The sequence below is a fragment of the Frankia sp. CcI156 genome, from assembly GCF_001983015.1.
GTDB lineage: Bacteria > Actinomycetota > Actinomycetes > Frankiales > Frankiaceae > Frankia > Frankia casuarinae.
Map to the genome: position 1 here is coordinate 22,943 of NZ_MOMD01000063.1, position 14,444 is coordinate 37,386.

Genomic DNA, 14,444 nt, shown 5'->3' on the forward strand with positions numbered 1-14,444 from the left:
GGGAGACCGACGGGCCGGCCGCGAGCGGGGTGCTCTGTGGGGCTGCCCGGGCCCCGAGGAGCCGTGGATGCACGAGCTGGCGATCACCCAGAACGTCGTGGACACGATCGTGGAACGGATCGGGGCAGCGCGGGCCACGGCGGTTCACCTGGTCATCGGGCGGGTGTCCGGCGTCGTGCCCGACTCCGTCCGATTCTGTTTCGACCTGGTGGCAGCGGGCACGCCGGTCGAAGGCGCTCGCCTGGAGATCGACGAACCGCCGGGCCGTGCCCGTTGCCGGCGGTGCGGCGCCACGTTCGAGGCCGACGATCGCCTGCTCCTGGTGCTCTGCCCGTGCGGCAGCGCCGACGTCGAGGTGGTCGGTGGCGACGAGCTGATGATCGTTACGGTCGAGGTGACACCCGTGCCGAGCGGCGGAGGTGATGTGGGATGTGTGGAACCTGCGGGTGTGACGACGTCGCGGCGCCGCCCCGGCTGACCTCCCTCGACGGGGTCGACCCCGTCGGTCCCGGCCCGGCGCTTGCCGGCCACGCGCCTGACGGGGGGACCACGTCGCGCACCGTGGTTGTCGAGGAGCGGATGYTGGCCAGGAACGACATGCTCGCCGAGGCGAACCGCCGCCGCCTGCTCGCCCGTGACGTGCTGGCGATCAACCTGATGGGCTCGCCGGGATCGGGCAAGACGACGCTGCTGGAGCGGACCGTCCGCGAGTTCGGCGTGGGCGTGCCGATCGCGGTGGTTGAAGGTGATCAGGAGAGTATCCGCGACGCCGAGCGCATCCGGTCCACGGGCGCTCCCGTCGTCCAGATCAACACCGGCCGTGGCTGCCACCTCGATGCGGCCATGATCGACTGTGCGCTGCGTGAGCTCGAACCAGCAGAGGATTCGATGGTGTTCATCGAGAACGTCGGCAATCTGGTCTGCCCGGCGCTGTTCGACCTGGGCGAGCGAGCCCGGGTGGTGCTGATGTCCGTCACCGAAGGCGAGGACAAGCCGACCAAGTATCCGCACATGTTCGCGGCTGCCGATCTCGTCCTGCTCACCAAGTGCGACCTGCTGCCCTACCTCGACGTTGAGGTCGCGCGGTACGAGGCGCAGGTTCACCGGATCAATCCCCGGGTCGACGTACTGCGCGTCCGCGCGACCCCGGGATCGGGGCCGGGTCTGAGGCCGGGGCCTGGCCTGGGCCAGTGGTACGCCTGGCTGCGCGCCGAGCGGGGTGCCGGCCACCGCCCGCGGTCGAGCGGGCCGTCTCACGGTGTTTGAGGCCGCGGCACCCGGGCAACCCGTCGAAGAATAGCTACGAGTGTTCTCGTAACTGCATATAGCCATAATGCGTAGTTACATGTGGTTACAGTACGGTGGGCATCGTCCCCAGGGGTGGTGCCACGGCTCCGCCGAAGGGGGACTGTCATGCTGCTCGCGGGTTCGTCCTGTCCTGGGCATCGCTCGCCATGACGGCGCCCAGCGCGCGGACCACCCTTCACGTGGACGTGGGGGCCGGCACCGGTRCCGACGAGGCCGGTGGGAGCTGTCCCGCCGGTTTCGCGTCGGCCCGTGCAGTGGCTGACGCGGTGCTGTACGAGGGCTATCTGCTCTATCCGTATCGCCGCTCCTCGGGCAAGAACCGGATGCGGTGGCAGTTCGGGGTGYTCGCGCCGCGGCGTTGGGTCGAGGCGGGTGGGCCGGTTCCACGGACCGTCGCCGGATCGACGGATGCGTGGTGCCAGCAGACCGACTGTCTTCTCGAGCTGTCCCCGACCGCCTCGGTTGTCGTCCGGCTGCGCTTTCTGCAACTCCAGCGCCGTTCGGTCGAGGTCAGAGGGGCCGACGGTGCGTTCGGCGAGGTCGACGCGCTGAAGGCGGACGGCGCTGCTCGGCTGAGTTTCGACGAGGCGGTGCCGCGCGAGGCCGGTCTCACCCTCGACCTGGCCGACCTGGCCGACCTGGCCGACCTGGCCGACCTGGCTGACCTGGCCGACCCGGCCGACCCGGCTGTGCGGGGCCGGTCGGCGGAACAGGCTGATCGTGGAGAGTCGTTCAGCCTGAGCCTGCCCGGTGGCATGGAGATCGAGCCGTTGGATGATCGCGGCAACCCGGCGGGCCGCGACGTTGGGCGCGGCGGTGCGGCTCGGGTGGTTCGCCGGCGGTGGCCGGTCTCGGCGACGGTCCGGGTGTCCGTGACGCGGGCTGCGGCTCCCTTCCGGCTGTACCGGCTGCGCCTGGTCGTCGAGAACACGGTGGCGGACGTCMCCGCCGGCGCCGCGCGACCGATGGCGCTGCGCCGATCGATGATCGCGACACACAGCCTCCTGGGTGCGTGCGGGGGACGGTTCCTCTCGCTGCTCGATCCGCCGACCTGGGCCGCCGGGGCGACACGGGAGTGTGAGAACATCCACACCTTCCCCGTTCTCGCCGGTGCCGACGGAGCGCCGGACGTGATGCTGTCCTCGCCGATCATCCTGTACGACCATCCCCGGATCGCCCCCGAGAGCCCGGGTGACCTCTTCGACGCCACCGAGATCGATGAAATCCTCTCGCTGCGCACGCTGGCTCTGACCGACGACGAGAAACACGAGGCTCGGGCGACCGATCGCCGCGCCGCGGAGATTATCGACCGGGTCGACGGGATCCCGCGGGACACACTCGCCCGCCTGCATGGCGCCGTCCGGTCGCTGCGAYCGGTTCCGTCGGTCGGGGCCGCGCCGGCCGGCGTACCGGTTGCCGCCGCGACCACGCGATGGTGGGAGCCGGAGGCGGACCGGTCGGTCCGTCCGGACAGTGACAGTGTTTCCCTGGACGGCGTGATGATCGCTAAGGGCAGCCGGGTCCGGCTGCATCCCCGTGACCGTGGAAGCAGCTGTGGAAGCGACGCGCACGACATGTTTCTCAGGGGGCGCGAGGCCCGGGTTCAGRCCGTCTTTCTGGACGTTGACGGCGCCTGGCACGTCGCGGTGTCCCTGGACGACGACCCGGCCGCCGAACTGCACCGGTGGTACGGCCGTCATTACTACTTCGCACCCGAGGAGCTGGCACCGCTCACCGACGGACCGGGTGCGTCATGATCGGGCCGGCGCCCACCCGCGTGGGTCCGCCCGCGGGTTCCTCCGCGGGTYCACCGCGCGTCCTCGTCGCCGGGATCGGCAACGTGTTCCTCGGCGACGACGGATTCGGGGTGGAGGTTGTGCGCCGCATCGACCCGGCGGACCTGCCGGCCGGGGTGGACGTCGTCGACTACGGGATCCGCGGCGTGCATCTCGCCTATGAGCTCCTCGACGGCCGGTACGACGTGGTGATCCTCGTCGACGCGGTCCCGTCGACCGATCCACCGGGGACTCTCGTGGTGCTCCGGCCCGAACTTGACGGGGCCGGCGTCAACGACATTCCCGTTGACGACATCCCCCCCGTCGATGACATCCCCCTCATGGACGCCCATGGCATGTCTCCCGACGTGGTCCTGCGGTTGCTGCGGGGCCTCGGTGGCGATGTCGGCCGAGTGCTGGTCGTCGGCTGCCGACCCGCCGTCGTCGAGGAGCGGATGGGACTGTCCCACGCCGCGGGGGCTGCCGTCGGCGACGCGGTGCGGCTCATCGCGCAGATCGTCCGAGACCCCGGCTCGTGGGGTCCATCCCCAGCATCCGCCAGTAGGAGGGAGGGGCCGAGATGACGGCCACGAACCCGCAGTCCGGGAGCTCGCGACGCGGCGGTTTCGACGAGGTGCACATCCTCTGGATCTCCGAGGGGATGAGCTGCGACGGCGACACGGTGTCGGTRACCGCGGCCTCCCAGCCAGCGATCGAGGATGTCGTCACCGGGCTCGTGCCGGGGTTGCCGACGGTCCATCTGCATAACAAGGTGCTGTCGCCGACCGTCGGCGGGGAGGAGTTCCTGGCCCCGTACCGAGCCGCGGCCCGCGGTGACATCGAGCCGTTCATCCTCGTCATCGAGGGCTCGATTCCGAACGAGAACATCCACGGCGACGGGTACTGGACGTCGTTCGGGAACGATCCGGACACCGGCCAGCCGCTGACCCTGAACTGGTGGATCGACCGGCTGGCACCCAGGGCGTGGGCGGTCGTCGCGATCGGCACCTGCGCCGCGTACGGCGGGATCCACGCGATGGCCGGCAACCCGACCGGGTCGATGGGCCTTGCCGACTACCTGGGCCATGACTTCACCTCCGCCGGCAACCTGCCGATTGTCAACGTCCCCGGCTGCCCGGTTCAACCGGACGACTTCATGGAGACGCTGACCTGGGTGCTTTACCACGCGGCGGGCACGGCACCGCCGCCACCGCTGGACGACCAACTCCGACCCCAGTGGATCTTCGGTCGGACCGTGCACGAGGGCTGTGACCGGGCGGGCTACTACGAACAGGCCGATTTCGCGAAGGACTACAACTCGCCGAAGTGTCAGGTGAAGATTGGCTGCTGGGGTCCGGTGGTGAACTGCAACGTGCCCAAGCGCGGGTGGATGGGCGGGCTGGGCGGCTGCCCGAACGTGGGCGGCATCTGCATYGCCTGCACGATGCCGGGATTCCCGGACAAGTTCATGCCGTTCATGGACATGCCGCCGGGAGGGAGCCTGTCCTCGCGCGCGATCAAACCCTACGGGTCGTTCATCCGCAGGCTGCGTGGCATCACCAATGCGACGGCGAACACCGAGCCGAAGTGGCGGCACAACCGGGAGCTGCTGACCACCGGCTACGACCCGCATTACCGCCCCTAGGACCGGGCCGGAGCCCACGTCGGCGAGACGGCAGGCGGGGCGGCACACCCGGTCTGTCCGGGCCGGGCCCAGCGATGCCGGAGGGAGTGTGCGATGACGACGACCAGGCAGTCGAGAACCGGGGAGAAGCCCGCCCAGATCGTGGAGATGGCGTGGGACCCGATCACGCGCATCATCGGCAACCTCGGGATCTACACGAAGATCGACTTTGCCAACCGGCGGGTCACCGAGTGTCACAGCACCTCGTCGCTGTTCCGCGGCTATTCGGTGTTCATGAAGGGCAAGGATCCGCGGGACGCGGGTTTCATCACCAGCCGCATCTGCGGCATCTGTGGGGACAACCACACCACCTGCTCGGTCTACGCCCAGAACATGGCGTACGGCATCGCGAACCCGCCGATGGCGGAATGGATCATCAATCTCGGAGAGGCCGCCGAGTACCTGTTCGATCACACGATCTTCCAGGACAACCTGGTGTTCGTGGACTTCTGCGAGGCGATGGTCAAGCAGACCAATCCCGGCGTGCTGGCCCGGGCAGAGGCCACCGCCGCACCGAACGCGGCCGTGCACGGGATGCGGACTATCGCTGACATCATGCGTTCGTTCAACCCGTTCGAGGGGGAGATCTACCGGGAGGCCCTCAAGGTTAGCCGGATCACCCGCGAGATGTTCTGCCTGATGGAGGGCAGGCACGTGCACCCCTCCACGCTGTATCCGGGCGGGGTCGGCACGATGCCGGAACCGACGGTGTTCACCGACTACCTCAGCCGGCTGATGGAGATCCTTGATTTCGTCAAGAAGGCCGTCGCGTTGAACGACGACCTGTTCGACTTCTGGTACGAGGCGCTGCCCGGTTACGAGGAGGTCGGCCGCCGCCGGGTGCTGCTGGGCTGCTGGGGCGCGTTCCAGGATCCGAACGTCGTGGACTACCGGTACGAGAACATGACCACCTGGGGCCGGGCGATGCACGTGACACCCGGGATCGTCGTCGACGGCGATCTGCTGACCACCGACCTGGTGGAGATCAATCTGGGCATCCGGATCCTGCTGGGCAGTTCCTTCTACCAGGACTGGGTGAACGAGGAGCCGTTCGTCACCCGGGATCCGCTCGGAAATCCGGTCGACATGCGCCATCCGTGGAACCAGACGACGCTGCCGGTGCCGCAGAAGCGGGACTTCGGGGAGAAGTACAGCTGGGTGATGAGCCCGCGGTGGCTTGACGCCCGCAGCGGCGAGCATCTCGCCCTGGATACCGGGGGAGGGCCCTTCGCTCGGCTTTACACCACGGCACTCGCCGGACTGGTGAACACCCCCTACGTCACCGCGACCGGGGGCGCGGTGAACATCTCGCTGCCGCGCAGCCGCACGCTGCCCGCCGTCGACCTGCAGTGGAAGCCGCCGGCCTGGTCGAACGCGATCGAGCGGGACCGGGCCCGTGTCTACTTCGTCGCCTACGCGGCGGCGATGGCGCTGTACTTCCTCGAGCAGGGCATGGATCGGGTGCGCTCGGGTGACACCCGGGTGTTCTGCGACTTCGACGTGCCGGACGAGACGATCGGCTGCGGTTTCCACGAGGCGGTGCGCGGCGTGCTGTCGCACCACATGGTGGTGCGCGACGGCAAGATCGCAAATTATCACCCCTACCCGCCGACGCCGTGGAACGGCAGCCCCCGCGACTTCTTCGGAACTCCGGGCCCCTACGAGGACGCGGTACAGAACATGCCGATCTTCGAGGAGAACGGTCCGGAGGGGTTCAAGGGCGTTGATGTGATGCGGACGGTGCGCAGCTTCGACCCCTGCCTGCCCTGCGGGGTGCACATGTATCTCGGTCGGGGCCGCACCCTGCGCACGGTGCACTCGCCGATGTTCGGGGCCAGCCATGGTTGATCCGGACGGCGCGGGTGGGCACCGGCTCGACGATCTCGCTGTGCGGGGCCGGCTCGCCCACCTCGACGAGGTGCTGGCGCAGGTGGAGCGCATTCCGGGGCCGAGTGGTGAGYTGGCGATCGACGCGGTGGCAACACTCGCGGCGGTGTACGGCGAGGYGCTGGCCCGAGCCGTCGGATACGCGTCGGGAGCCCCGGAGGTGCTCGCCGCGTTCACCGGCGACGAGCTGCTCGACCATCTGCTCGTCCTGCACGACGTCCATCCTGAGCCGGTCGGGGCCCGGGTCGCGCGGGCGATCGAGCAGCTTCGACCCGCAGTCCGGGACCGGGGTGGGGAGATCGAGCTGAGTGGGATCGAACGGGGGGTGGCCGAGGTCCGGCTGACCCTCGGCGGGTGTGGCTCGACCTCGGCGGGGGTCACCGAGGCGGTTCGCCAGGCCGTGCTCGCCGTCGCGCCGGAGCTGTCCGACGTCCGGCGCCTACCCGCGCCGGGTGAACCCGAGCGGACCGCCTTCGTTCCCCTCGACACCGTGCTCGCCCGGCCCGTCGCCGACGGGGTGGGTCCATGACGGCCCCGATGTCCCCGACGGCCGACGGCGCGTTGCGGCGGCTTGTGCGCGCCGCGACCGACCGCGCCGGCGCGGCCGAGGCCCGCTGCGACATGTGCCGGACCGCCGTGCCGGCGGAGCATCGGCACATCCTCGACGAACAACGCGACGAGCTGCTCTGCGCCTGCCAGGCGTGCGCGCTGCTGTTCGACCGGGAGGCGGCCGGACGTGGGCACTTCCGGCTCGTTCCCCGGCGACGGCTGCGGCTTCCCGCACTCGACGCGGACGAGCTGGGTACCCCGGTGGGGTTGGCGTTCTTCGTCGTCGGGACCGACGGCTCGGTCAGCGCCCGCTATCCCAGCCCGATGGGCGCCACCCGCTGGGGCGTCGCGCCCGGCACGTGGCGCGGCATCGTGCGGCGCTGCCCGGCGCTGGGTGACCTGACACCGCTGGTCGAGGCGCTGCTGACGAACACTACCCACGGCCGCCACGAGCACTGGATCGTTCCCGTCGACGACTGTCACMGGCTCGTGGCGGTCATCCGGCGGGAGTGGAGGGGCCTGTCCGGAGGCCTGCGCGTGTGGCCGGCGATCGACGGGTTCTTCGCCGATCTCGGCCGCCGGCCCGCAAGCCCGGTGCGGGCCGCACGGCCGGTGCATCTTACGGGCCAGGGCCGCGCTGGCCCCGCGGGGCGGGGCTGAGAGGAAAGAGAGGGAGGGCAGGACGAGATGGCCGAGATCCGGGTCGGTAAGCCCGACGTCGCGCCGGACGCCACCGCGCACGTCAAGGGGGTTGCACAGGGCAACGCGACCGGTTCGTACCGATGGCAGGTGGGGCACCACGCCGATGGCAGCGCCGACGCTCGGCGCTCCACCGGCGTCCGACCGAAGAGGCGCAATCCCGTCGCGCCGAGGAGCATGCCCAACCTGCCGCCGGGGTAGCGCCCAGCAGGCGGCGCACCACCCGAAGCCCGCGGACACGCGTGGGAAAACGGTACCGAGGAGGTGGACATGAGTAGTCGCAAGCTGGTGCTGGCGACAGTCGGCGTGGCCGGTGCCGTCGGCCTATTCTGGAGGGAGTATCCGGCCCTCGTCCGATACATCAGGATCGAGAAGATGTGATGGCGGACGGCACGGCGGGCCGCATGACCCGGCCGGTGCTCTCGGTGGGCGGGGCCGGTGAACCGAGCCGGGAGGCCGGCCCAGGCGGCCGGGCCCGGCGACGGTTCGTCGTCCAGGGGCTGGTCCAGGGGGTCGGCTTCCGGCCGTTCGTCCACGCCGCCGCGACGGAGCTGGCTCTGACCGGCTGGGTGCGCAACGACACCGGCGGCGTGGTCGCGGAGGTCGAGGGAACCCCCGGCGCAGTCGAGGACTTCGCCCGCCGGCTTCGCTGCGACGTGCCGCCGCTGGCCATGGTCGAGCGGGTCGTGACCACGGAACTTCCGCCCTGCGGCGGATCCGGCTTCGCGATCGTCCGATCCCGGCCGGCCGCGGGTGGGCGTACGGCGGCGGCCCCCGACGTGGCGACATGCCCGGATTGCCTGCGGGAACTGGCCGATCCCGCGGACCGGCGTTACCGGCATCCGTTCATCACGTGCACCAACTGCGGACCCAGGTTCACGATCATCACCGACCTTCCCTACGACCGGCCGGCAACGACGATGGCCCGGTTCGCCATGTGCCCCGTGTGTGAGCGGGAGTACTCCGATCCGGCCGACCGACGTTTCCATGCCCAGCCGATCGCCTGCCCGGCGTGCGGACCGCGCCTGGAGTTCGTGTCGCCGTTGGGCGCGCCGCGGACCGGCGAGGACGCGCTCGCCGCGGCGCGGCGGCTGCTCGCCGACGGTGGCGTCCTGGCGGTGAAGGGGGTGGGCGGCTACCACCTCGCCTGCGTCGCCACCGACCCGACGGCGGTGACGACCCTGCGACGCCGCAAACGGCGCGGCGGCAAGCCGTTCGCCGTCATGGTCCACGACCTGGCTGCGGCCCGGGCCCTGGCGCATGTCGACGAGCGGGAGGCGGCCCTGCTCACCGACCCCGCTCGGCCCATCGTGCTGGTGCGCCGCCGTCGCGACGGCCGTCCCGCGCTCGCCGACTCCGTTGCCCCGGACAACCCCGATCTCGGTCTGCTGCTGCCCTACACGCCGGTGCACCATCTGCTGCTCGGCCTGCCAGGCGAGCCCGTGCCCCTCCATCGAACCGTCGGCACCGCCGGATGGCCGCCGTTGGTGATGACCTCCGGGAACCTCGGCGGCGAGCCGATCGCGGCCGAGGACACCGACGCCCTGCGCCGGCTCGCCCCGCTTGTCGATGGCTGGCTGCGCCACGACCGTCCGATCCGGGTGCCCTGCGACGACTCCGTTGTCCGGGTGGTCGATGGTGCCCCGTCGCCGGTACGCCGCTCGCGTGGCTACGCGCCGTTGCCGGTGCCGCTGCCGTTCGAGGTGCCCCCGACGCTGGCCGTCGGGGCCGACCTCAAGAACACCTGCGGCCTGGGCGCGGGCYGGTCGGCCTGGCTCAGCGGGCACATCGGGGACATGGACGACCTGGCCACCCTGCGCGCCTTCGACGCCGCCGAGCGGCACCTCGAGCACCTGACCGGCGTCACCCCCCGCCAGCTCGTCACCGACGCGCATCCGGGCTATCGGTCGCGCCAGTGGGCTGTGCGGCACGCCGCCGGCCGACCGATACGGACCGTGCAGCATCACCATGCCCATGTGGCCGCGCTGATGGCCGAGCACGGCCTCGACGGCACCCGGCCGGTGGTGGGATTCGCCTTTGACGGGACCGGCTACGGCCCCGACCGGGCCGTGTGGGGCGGCGAGGTGCTGATCGCCGACTACCGCGGGTTCCGGCGCTTCGCCCACCTGGGCTATGTGCCGCTTGCCGGTGGGGACGCCGCGGTTCGGCGGCCCTGCCGGATGGCGCTCGCCCATCTGCACGCCGCCGGAGTCCGCTGGGATCCCACCCTGCCGCCGGTCGTCGCCTGCCCGCAGCCGGAGCGGCGGGTGCTGACCCACCAGCTGGCCAGCGGGCTGGGCTGCGTGCCGACCTCCAGCATGGGGCGGCTCTTCGACGCGGTCAGCTCGCTGCTCGGCATCCGTCACGAGGTCGACTTCGAGGCGCAGGCGGCGATCGAGCTGGAGGCCCGGGCGCGCACCGCGGCCGGCGGCGGCGCGGACGACCGCGAACGCCACGCGTTCGCCCTGCGCGGGCAGGGGCTGGGCAGGCCGCTGATTATCGACCCGGCGCCGGTCATCCGGGCGATGGTGAGGGATCTGTCGGCCGGGCTCGCCGTGGACATCGCCGCGGTCCGTTTCCACACAGCCGTCGTGGCGATGATCGTGGACCTCGCCCGGCGGGCACGCGGCGAGGTGGGCCTTGACCTGGTCGGACTCACCGGCGGGGTCTTCCAGAACGCCGTTCTGACGACGGCTGCATCCAGGGCACTGCATGCGGGGGGCTTCACGGTGCTGCGGCATGCGCGGGTACCTCCGAATGACGGGGGGATCGCTCTCGGTCAGCTGCTCGTCGCCGCAGCGCGGGAGAAGACGCGGGAAAAGGGGTGAGGAACAGGTGTGTCTCGCGGTTCCAGGACGGGTGGTGGGGATCGAGGAACGCCACGGGGCCCGGATGGCCGAGGTCGATTTCGGGGGTGTGCGCAAGGACGTCTGCCTGCAGTACCTGCCCGAGGTCATGGTCGGCGAGTACGTGATCGTGCATGTGGGGTTCGCGATCCAACGGCTGGACGAACGCTCGGCGGTGGAGTCGCTGGCCACCTTCGCGCGGATGGGACTCCTGACCGAGGAGCTGGGTGACGGTGCGGCCGGTGTGAGTGCCACGGCCCGCGGGGCCGGCGAGGAGGGGGTGACGCGGTGAGGTATCTGGAGGAGTTCCGGGATCCGGAGCTGGCCGGTCGGCTGCTGGAACAGATCCACGCGACGACGACTCGCCCATGGTCGATCATGGAGGTCTGCGGTGGGCAGACTCACTCGCTCATCCGGCACGGTATCGATCAGCTTCTGCCCGAGGGCATCGAGATGATCCACGGCCCCGGCTGCCCGGTGTGCGTGACCCCGCTTGAGATCATCGACAGGGCGCTGGAGATCGCCGCACGGCCGGGCGTCATCTTCTGCTCCTTCGGCGACATGCTGCGGGTGCMGGGGAGCGATCGGGACCTCTTCCGGGTGAAGAGCGCGGGCGCCGACGTCCGGGTGGTCTACTCCCCGCTGGACGCCCTGACGATCGCCCAGCGCAACCCCGATCGGGAGGTCGTGTTCTTCGGGATCGGATTCGAGACCACMGCGCCGGYCAACGCGATGACGGTCTTCCAGGCGAAACGGCTCGACTTGGGCAACTTCTCCCTGCTGGTGTCGCACGTGCTGGTACCGCCGGCGATTGCCGCGATCATGGAGTCGCCGAGCTGCCGCGTCCAGGGGTTCCTGGCCGCTGGTCACGTCTGCAGCGTGATGGGCACCGGCGAGTACCCGGCCCTGGCACGGCGTTACGGCGTGCCGATCGTGGTCACCGGCTTCGAACCACTCGACCTCCTCGAGGGCATCCGCCGCACCGTGGTGCAGCTGGAGGCCGGCCGACACGAGGTGGAGAACGCCTATCCCCGAGCGGTTCCGGCAGCCGGCAACCCGGCCGCCATCGCGATGCTGCGGGATGTTTTCGAGGTGGCCGACCGGGCCTGGCGGGGCATCGGTGTCATCCCGGGCAGCGGCTGGCGCCTGTCGCCGGCCTACCGCGACTTCGACGCGGAGCTGCGGTTTGCYGTCGCGGATGTCCACACGGCCGAGTCGTCGGCGTGCCGATCGGGCGAGGTGCTCCAAGGCCTGATCAAGCCGCATGAGTGCGCGGCCTTCGGACGGCAGTGCACTCCGCGGACCCCGCTCGGCGCGACCATGGTGTCCTCCGAAGGGGCCTGTGCCGCCTACTACCTCTACCGCCGGATGAGCACCTCCCCGGCGATTGCGCAGCCCCTGCCGGAAGCGGGACGTGCGCCGGAAGCGGGACATGTGCTGGAGGTGGGACGTGCGCTGGAGGTGGGACGTGCGCTGGAGGTGGGACATGGTGGATGAGGCCGCGACGGCGGTGGATCCGGCCGCGTGGACCTGCCCGGCGCCGTTGGTGGAGTGCCCCACGATCGTGATGGGGCATGGCGGCGGGGGGGCGATGTCGGCCGAACTCGTCGAGCATCTCTTCCTGCCGGCCTTCGCAGCCGCCGGCGCGGGCGGTCCGGAGGACCTGGGGGATGCGGCCGTGGTCACCGTCGACGGCGCACGGGTGTCGTTCACCACCGACTCCTACGTCGTTCGACCGTTGTTCTTCCCTGGCGGCTCGATCGGTGATCTTGCGGTCAACGGAACCGTCAACGACCTGGCGATGTCCGGCGCCGAACCCCGGTACCTCTCGACCGCATTCATCCTGGAAGAGGGCACCGAGCTGACCGATCTCGGCCGGGTGGCGGATGCGCTCGGAGCGGCGGCCCGTGCCGCGGGCGTCCGGCTGGTCACCGGCGACACCAAGGTCGTCGATGCCGGTCACGGTGATGGGGTCTACGTCAACACGGCGGGGATCGGCCTGGTTCCCGACGGCGTTGACATCCGGCCCGCTCGGGCCCGGCCGGGCGACGTCGTCCTGGTCAGCGGCGAGATCGGGCTGCACGGGATCGCCGTGCTCAGCTGCCGGGAGGGCCTGGAATTCGCCACGGAGGTCCGCAGTGACACCGCACCGTTGCACGGACTGGTCGGCGCCATGTTGCGCACCGGCGCGGACGTGCACGCCCTGCGGGACCCGACGCGCGGAGGACTGGCCGCGACACTCAACGAGATTGCGCGGACCGCGCGGGTGGGAATCGTCATCACCGAACGGCATGTTCCCGTTCCCGAGCCGGTCCTCGACGCCTGCAGCATTCTCGGGCTGGACCCCTTCTACATCGCCAACGAGGGCAAGCTCGTGGCGATGGTCGCGCCGCGGGACGCCGATCGGGTGCTCGAGGCGATGCGCGCGCGCCCACTCGGCCGAAACGCGGCTGTGATAGGTACGGTGACCGCGGAACACCCGGGAATGGTGGTCGCGAGGACCGGTCTCGGCGCGAGCCGCCTGGTGGACCTCCCGGTCGGTGAGCAACTTCCCCGAATCTGCTGAATCTCTGAGCTGTTTTCGAGTCCAGGGTGGACCCGTGCATTCCGGTCCGCGCCTCCGTCGCCGAATTCGACAAGATCCCCGGGCAGGTGGAATGGTGAGGTGCATGCCTGTCGGCCTCTCGGTGGCGGGCTGGGGCTCAGGGAGTGACGGGCTGGCGCGCCGCGGGCGTCCGGCGGAATGCGGAGAGGACGTCCTCCGGACGCTCGGAGACGGGCGTCGGCGGCTCGGGATGGCGGCGATCATGGTCGGGTGGCCGGGAACGGTCTGTACGTGAACATGGTTGTAAGCGTAGACCTCTCGCCCGGCGATGTCGAACACGCGTTCGTTTCTGTGGTCGCGGCTCCGTCTTGGGGGTGTGGTCGTAATCGTGAAAGGATGACCCGTCGTTCCGCGTTGAACGTTGGTCTCAACCGAGGTAGCGTAGGCGGGTATTGGCGCGGTTGTTTCCGTCGAGGGCGAGAGTGGAGGCATCAGGCTTGCGGTCGGTTGGGGCTGTGGTGGTATGCTTCACTCTTAAGTCGTCCGGCCCGCCATGTGGCGGTTGGGCGGACGAAGCGGCGGTGGATAATCGTATGGTCTTTCGGGTGTTGTTGAGGTGAGTCGTGAGTACAGGTAAGGTTCTTCGCTTCGACCATGTTCGGGGTTACGGTTTCATAGCTCCCAGTGACGGTGGAGACGATATTTTCCTACATGCCAACGATCTTCTTGTTGAGAAGAATCTCGTCATCCCTGGGGCCGTCATGGAGTTCGAGATCGAGGAGGGCGAGCGTGGGCTGAAGGCCAGTGCGGCCCGCATCCTCAGGTCCGCGCCCGCGGCTTCGGGTCTGGCCGCTCCGGCGCCGACGAGGGGAACCGTCCACGCGGACGATTCCGACGCTCTCTGCGACGTCCTGCCGGTCGGGGAGTTCACCCAGGAAATCACCGAACTGTTGCTCCGGATCGACCCGACCCTGACGGGGACGCAGATAGTCCGGATCAGAAGCGAGCTGATGGGCGTGGCCGAGAAGTACGGTTGGATCGAGAGCTGACGCGTATCCGGGCAGGGCGACGTCAAAGTAGGTACGGCGTGGCGTCTTGAGTTTGTGGTCGGCTACTGCTAGGGGTCGGGCCGCGAAGGGCCCTGGAACGCG

At 70.0% G+C, this 14,444-nt stretch carries 14 protein-coding genes; all 14 read left to right on the forward strand.

Annotated features, from left to right (window positions below):
- Nucleotides 1–67 precede the first annotated feature (67 nt).
- The 14 genes from CcI156_RS19825 to CcI156_RS19895 all read left to right on the forward strand — a co-directional run bounded on the left by CcI156_RS19825 (nucleotide 68) and on the right by CcI156_RS19895 (nucleotide 14,342).
- Nucleotides 68–478, forward strand: a complete 411-nt coding sequence (locus CcI156_RS19825) for a hydrogenase maturation nickel metallochaperone HypA (protein WP_011436371.1) — start codon at nucleotides 68–70, stop codon at nucleotides 476–478.
- Nucleotides 430–1,266, forward strand: coding sequence for a hydrogenase nickel incorporation protein HypB (gene hypB / locus CcI156_RS19830; protein ID WP_023841714.1), 837 nt, complete (start codon nucleotides 430–432; stop codon nucleotides 1,264–1,266). The genes CcI156_RS19825 and hypB overlap by 49 nt, the downstream gene beginning before the upstream one ends.
- A 188-nt stretch (nucleotides 1,267–1,454) precedes the next feature.
- Nucleotides 1,455–3,065, forward strand: a complete 1,611-nt coding sequence (locus CcI156_RS19835; RefSeq protein ID WP_083718695.1) for a hypothetical protein — start codon at nucleotides 1,455–1,457, stop codon at nucleotides 3,063–3,065.
- Nucleotides 3,062–3,667 (forward strand): hydrogenase maturation protease, encoded by a 606-nt coding sequence (locus tag CcI156_RS19840; RefSeq protein WP_076807473.1) that lies wholly within the window; start codon nucleotides 3,062–3,064, stop codon nucleotides 3,665–3,667. The genes CcI156_RS19835 and CcI156_RS19840 overlap by 4 nt, the downstream gene beginning before the upstream one ends.
- Nucleotides 3,664–4,728 carry a hydrogenase expression protein HypE gene (locus tag CcI156_RS19845; RefSeq protein WP_011436375.1) on the forward strand — a complete coding sequence of 355 codons (1,065 nt, stop codon included), beginning with the start codon at nucleotides 3,664–3,666 and terminating at the stop codon, nucleotides 4,726–4,728. The genes CcI156_RS19840 and CcI156_RS19845 overlap by 4 nt, the downstream gene beginning before the upstream one ends.
- A gap of 93 nt (nucleotides 4,729–4,821) precedes the next feature.
- Entirely contained in the window at nucleotides 4,822–6,615 is a 1,794-nt protein-coding gene (locus tag CcI156_RS19850; RefSeq protein WP_011436376.1) for a nickel-dependent hydrogenase large subunit, read from the forward strand.
- On the forward strand, nucleotides 6,608–7,183 hold the full coding sequence (locus CcI156_RS19855; RefSeq protein ID WP_076807475.1) for a NifU family protein: 576 nt from the start codon (nucleotides 6,608–6,610) through the stop codon (nucleotides 7,181–7,183). Before CcI156_RS19850 ends, CcI156_RS19855 begins: the two co-directional genes overlap by 8 nt.
- Nucleotides 7,180–7,863 carry a DUF5947 family protein gene (locus CcI156_RS19860; RefSeq protein ID WP_011436378.1) on the forward strand — a complete coding sequence of 228 codons (684 nt, stop codon included), beginning with the start codon at nucleotides 7,180–7,182 and terminating at the stop codon, nucleotides 7,861–7,863. The genes CcI156_RS19855 and CcI156_RS19860 overlap by 4 nt, the downstream gene beginning before the upstream one ends.
- Before the next feature lie 27 nt (nucleotides 7,864–7,890).
- Nucleotides 7,891–8,103: a hypothetical protein gene (locus tag CcI156_RS19865; protein WP_023841716.1), complete on the forward strand. Its 213-nt coding sequence runs from the start codon at nucleotides 7,891–7,893 to the stop codon at nucleotides 8,101–8,103.
- A gap of 179 nt (nucleotides 8,104–8,282) precedes the next feature.
- Nucleotides 8,283–10,730, forward strand: a complete 2,448-nt coding sequence (gene hypF, locus CcI156_RS19870; RefSeq protein ID WP_254847523.1) for a carbamoyltransferase HypF — start codon at nucleotides 8,283–8,285, stop codon at nucleotides 10,728–10,730.
- Between the two features lie 7 nt (nucleotides 10,731–10,737).
- Nucleotides 10,738–11,040 (forward strand): HypC/HybG/HupF family hydrogenase formation chaperone, encoded by a 303-nt coding sequence (locus CcI156_RS19875; protein ID WP_011436380.1) that lies wholly within the window; start codon nucleotides 10,738–10,740, stop codon nucleotides 11,038–11,040.
- Nucleotides 11,037–12,245: a hydrogenase formation protein HypD gene (gene hypD / locus CcI156_RS19880; RefSeq protein ID WP_076807477.1), complete on the forward strand. Its 1,209-nt coding sequence runs from the start codon at nucleotides 11,037–11,039 to the stop codon at nucleotides 12,243–12,245. The genes CcI156_RS19875 and hypD overlap by 4 nt, the downstream gene beginning before the upstream one ends.
- Nucleotides 12,235–13,314, forward strand: coding sequence for a hydrogenase expression/formation protein HypE (gene hypE, locus CcI156_RS19885; protein WP_011436382.1), 1,080 nt, complete (start codon nucleotides 12,235–12,237; stop codon nucleotides 13,312–13,314). Before hypD ends, hypE begins: the two co-directional genes overlap by 11 nt.
- A gap of 602 nt (nucleotides 13,315–13,916) precedes the next feature.
- A complete protein-coding gene (locus CcI156_RS19895) occupies nucleotides 13,917–14,342 on the forward strand; it encodes a cold-shock protein (protein ID WP_011436383.1) in 426 nt (141 codons plus the stop codon).
- The last annotated feature ends 102 nt before the right edge of the window (nucleotides 14,343–14,444 follow it).

Coding starts and splice junctions, on each gene's coding strand:
- CcI156_RS19825 (WP_011436371.1), top strand. CDS start 68: ATGCACGAGCTGGCGATCACCCAGAACGTCGTGGACACGATCGTGGAA.
- CcI156_RS19850 (WP_011436376.1), top strand. CDS start 4,822: ATGACGACGACCAGGCAGTCGAGAACCGGGGAGAAGCCCGCCCAGATC.
- hypE (WP_011436382.1), top strand. CDS start 12,235: ATGGTGGATGAGGCCGCGACGGCGGTGGATCCGGCCGCGTGGACCTGC.
- CcI156_RS19865 (WP_023841716.1), top strand. CDS start 7,891: ATGGCCGAGATCCGGGTCGGTAAGCCCGACGTCGCGCCGGACGCCACC.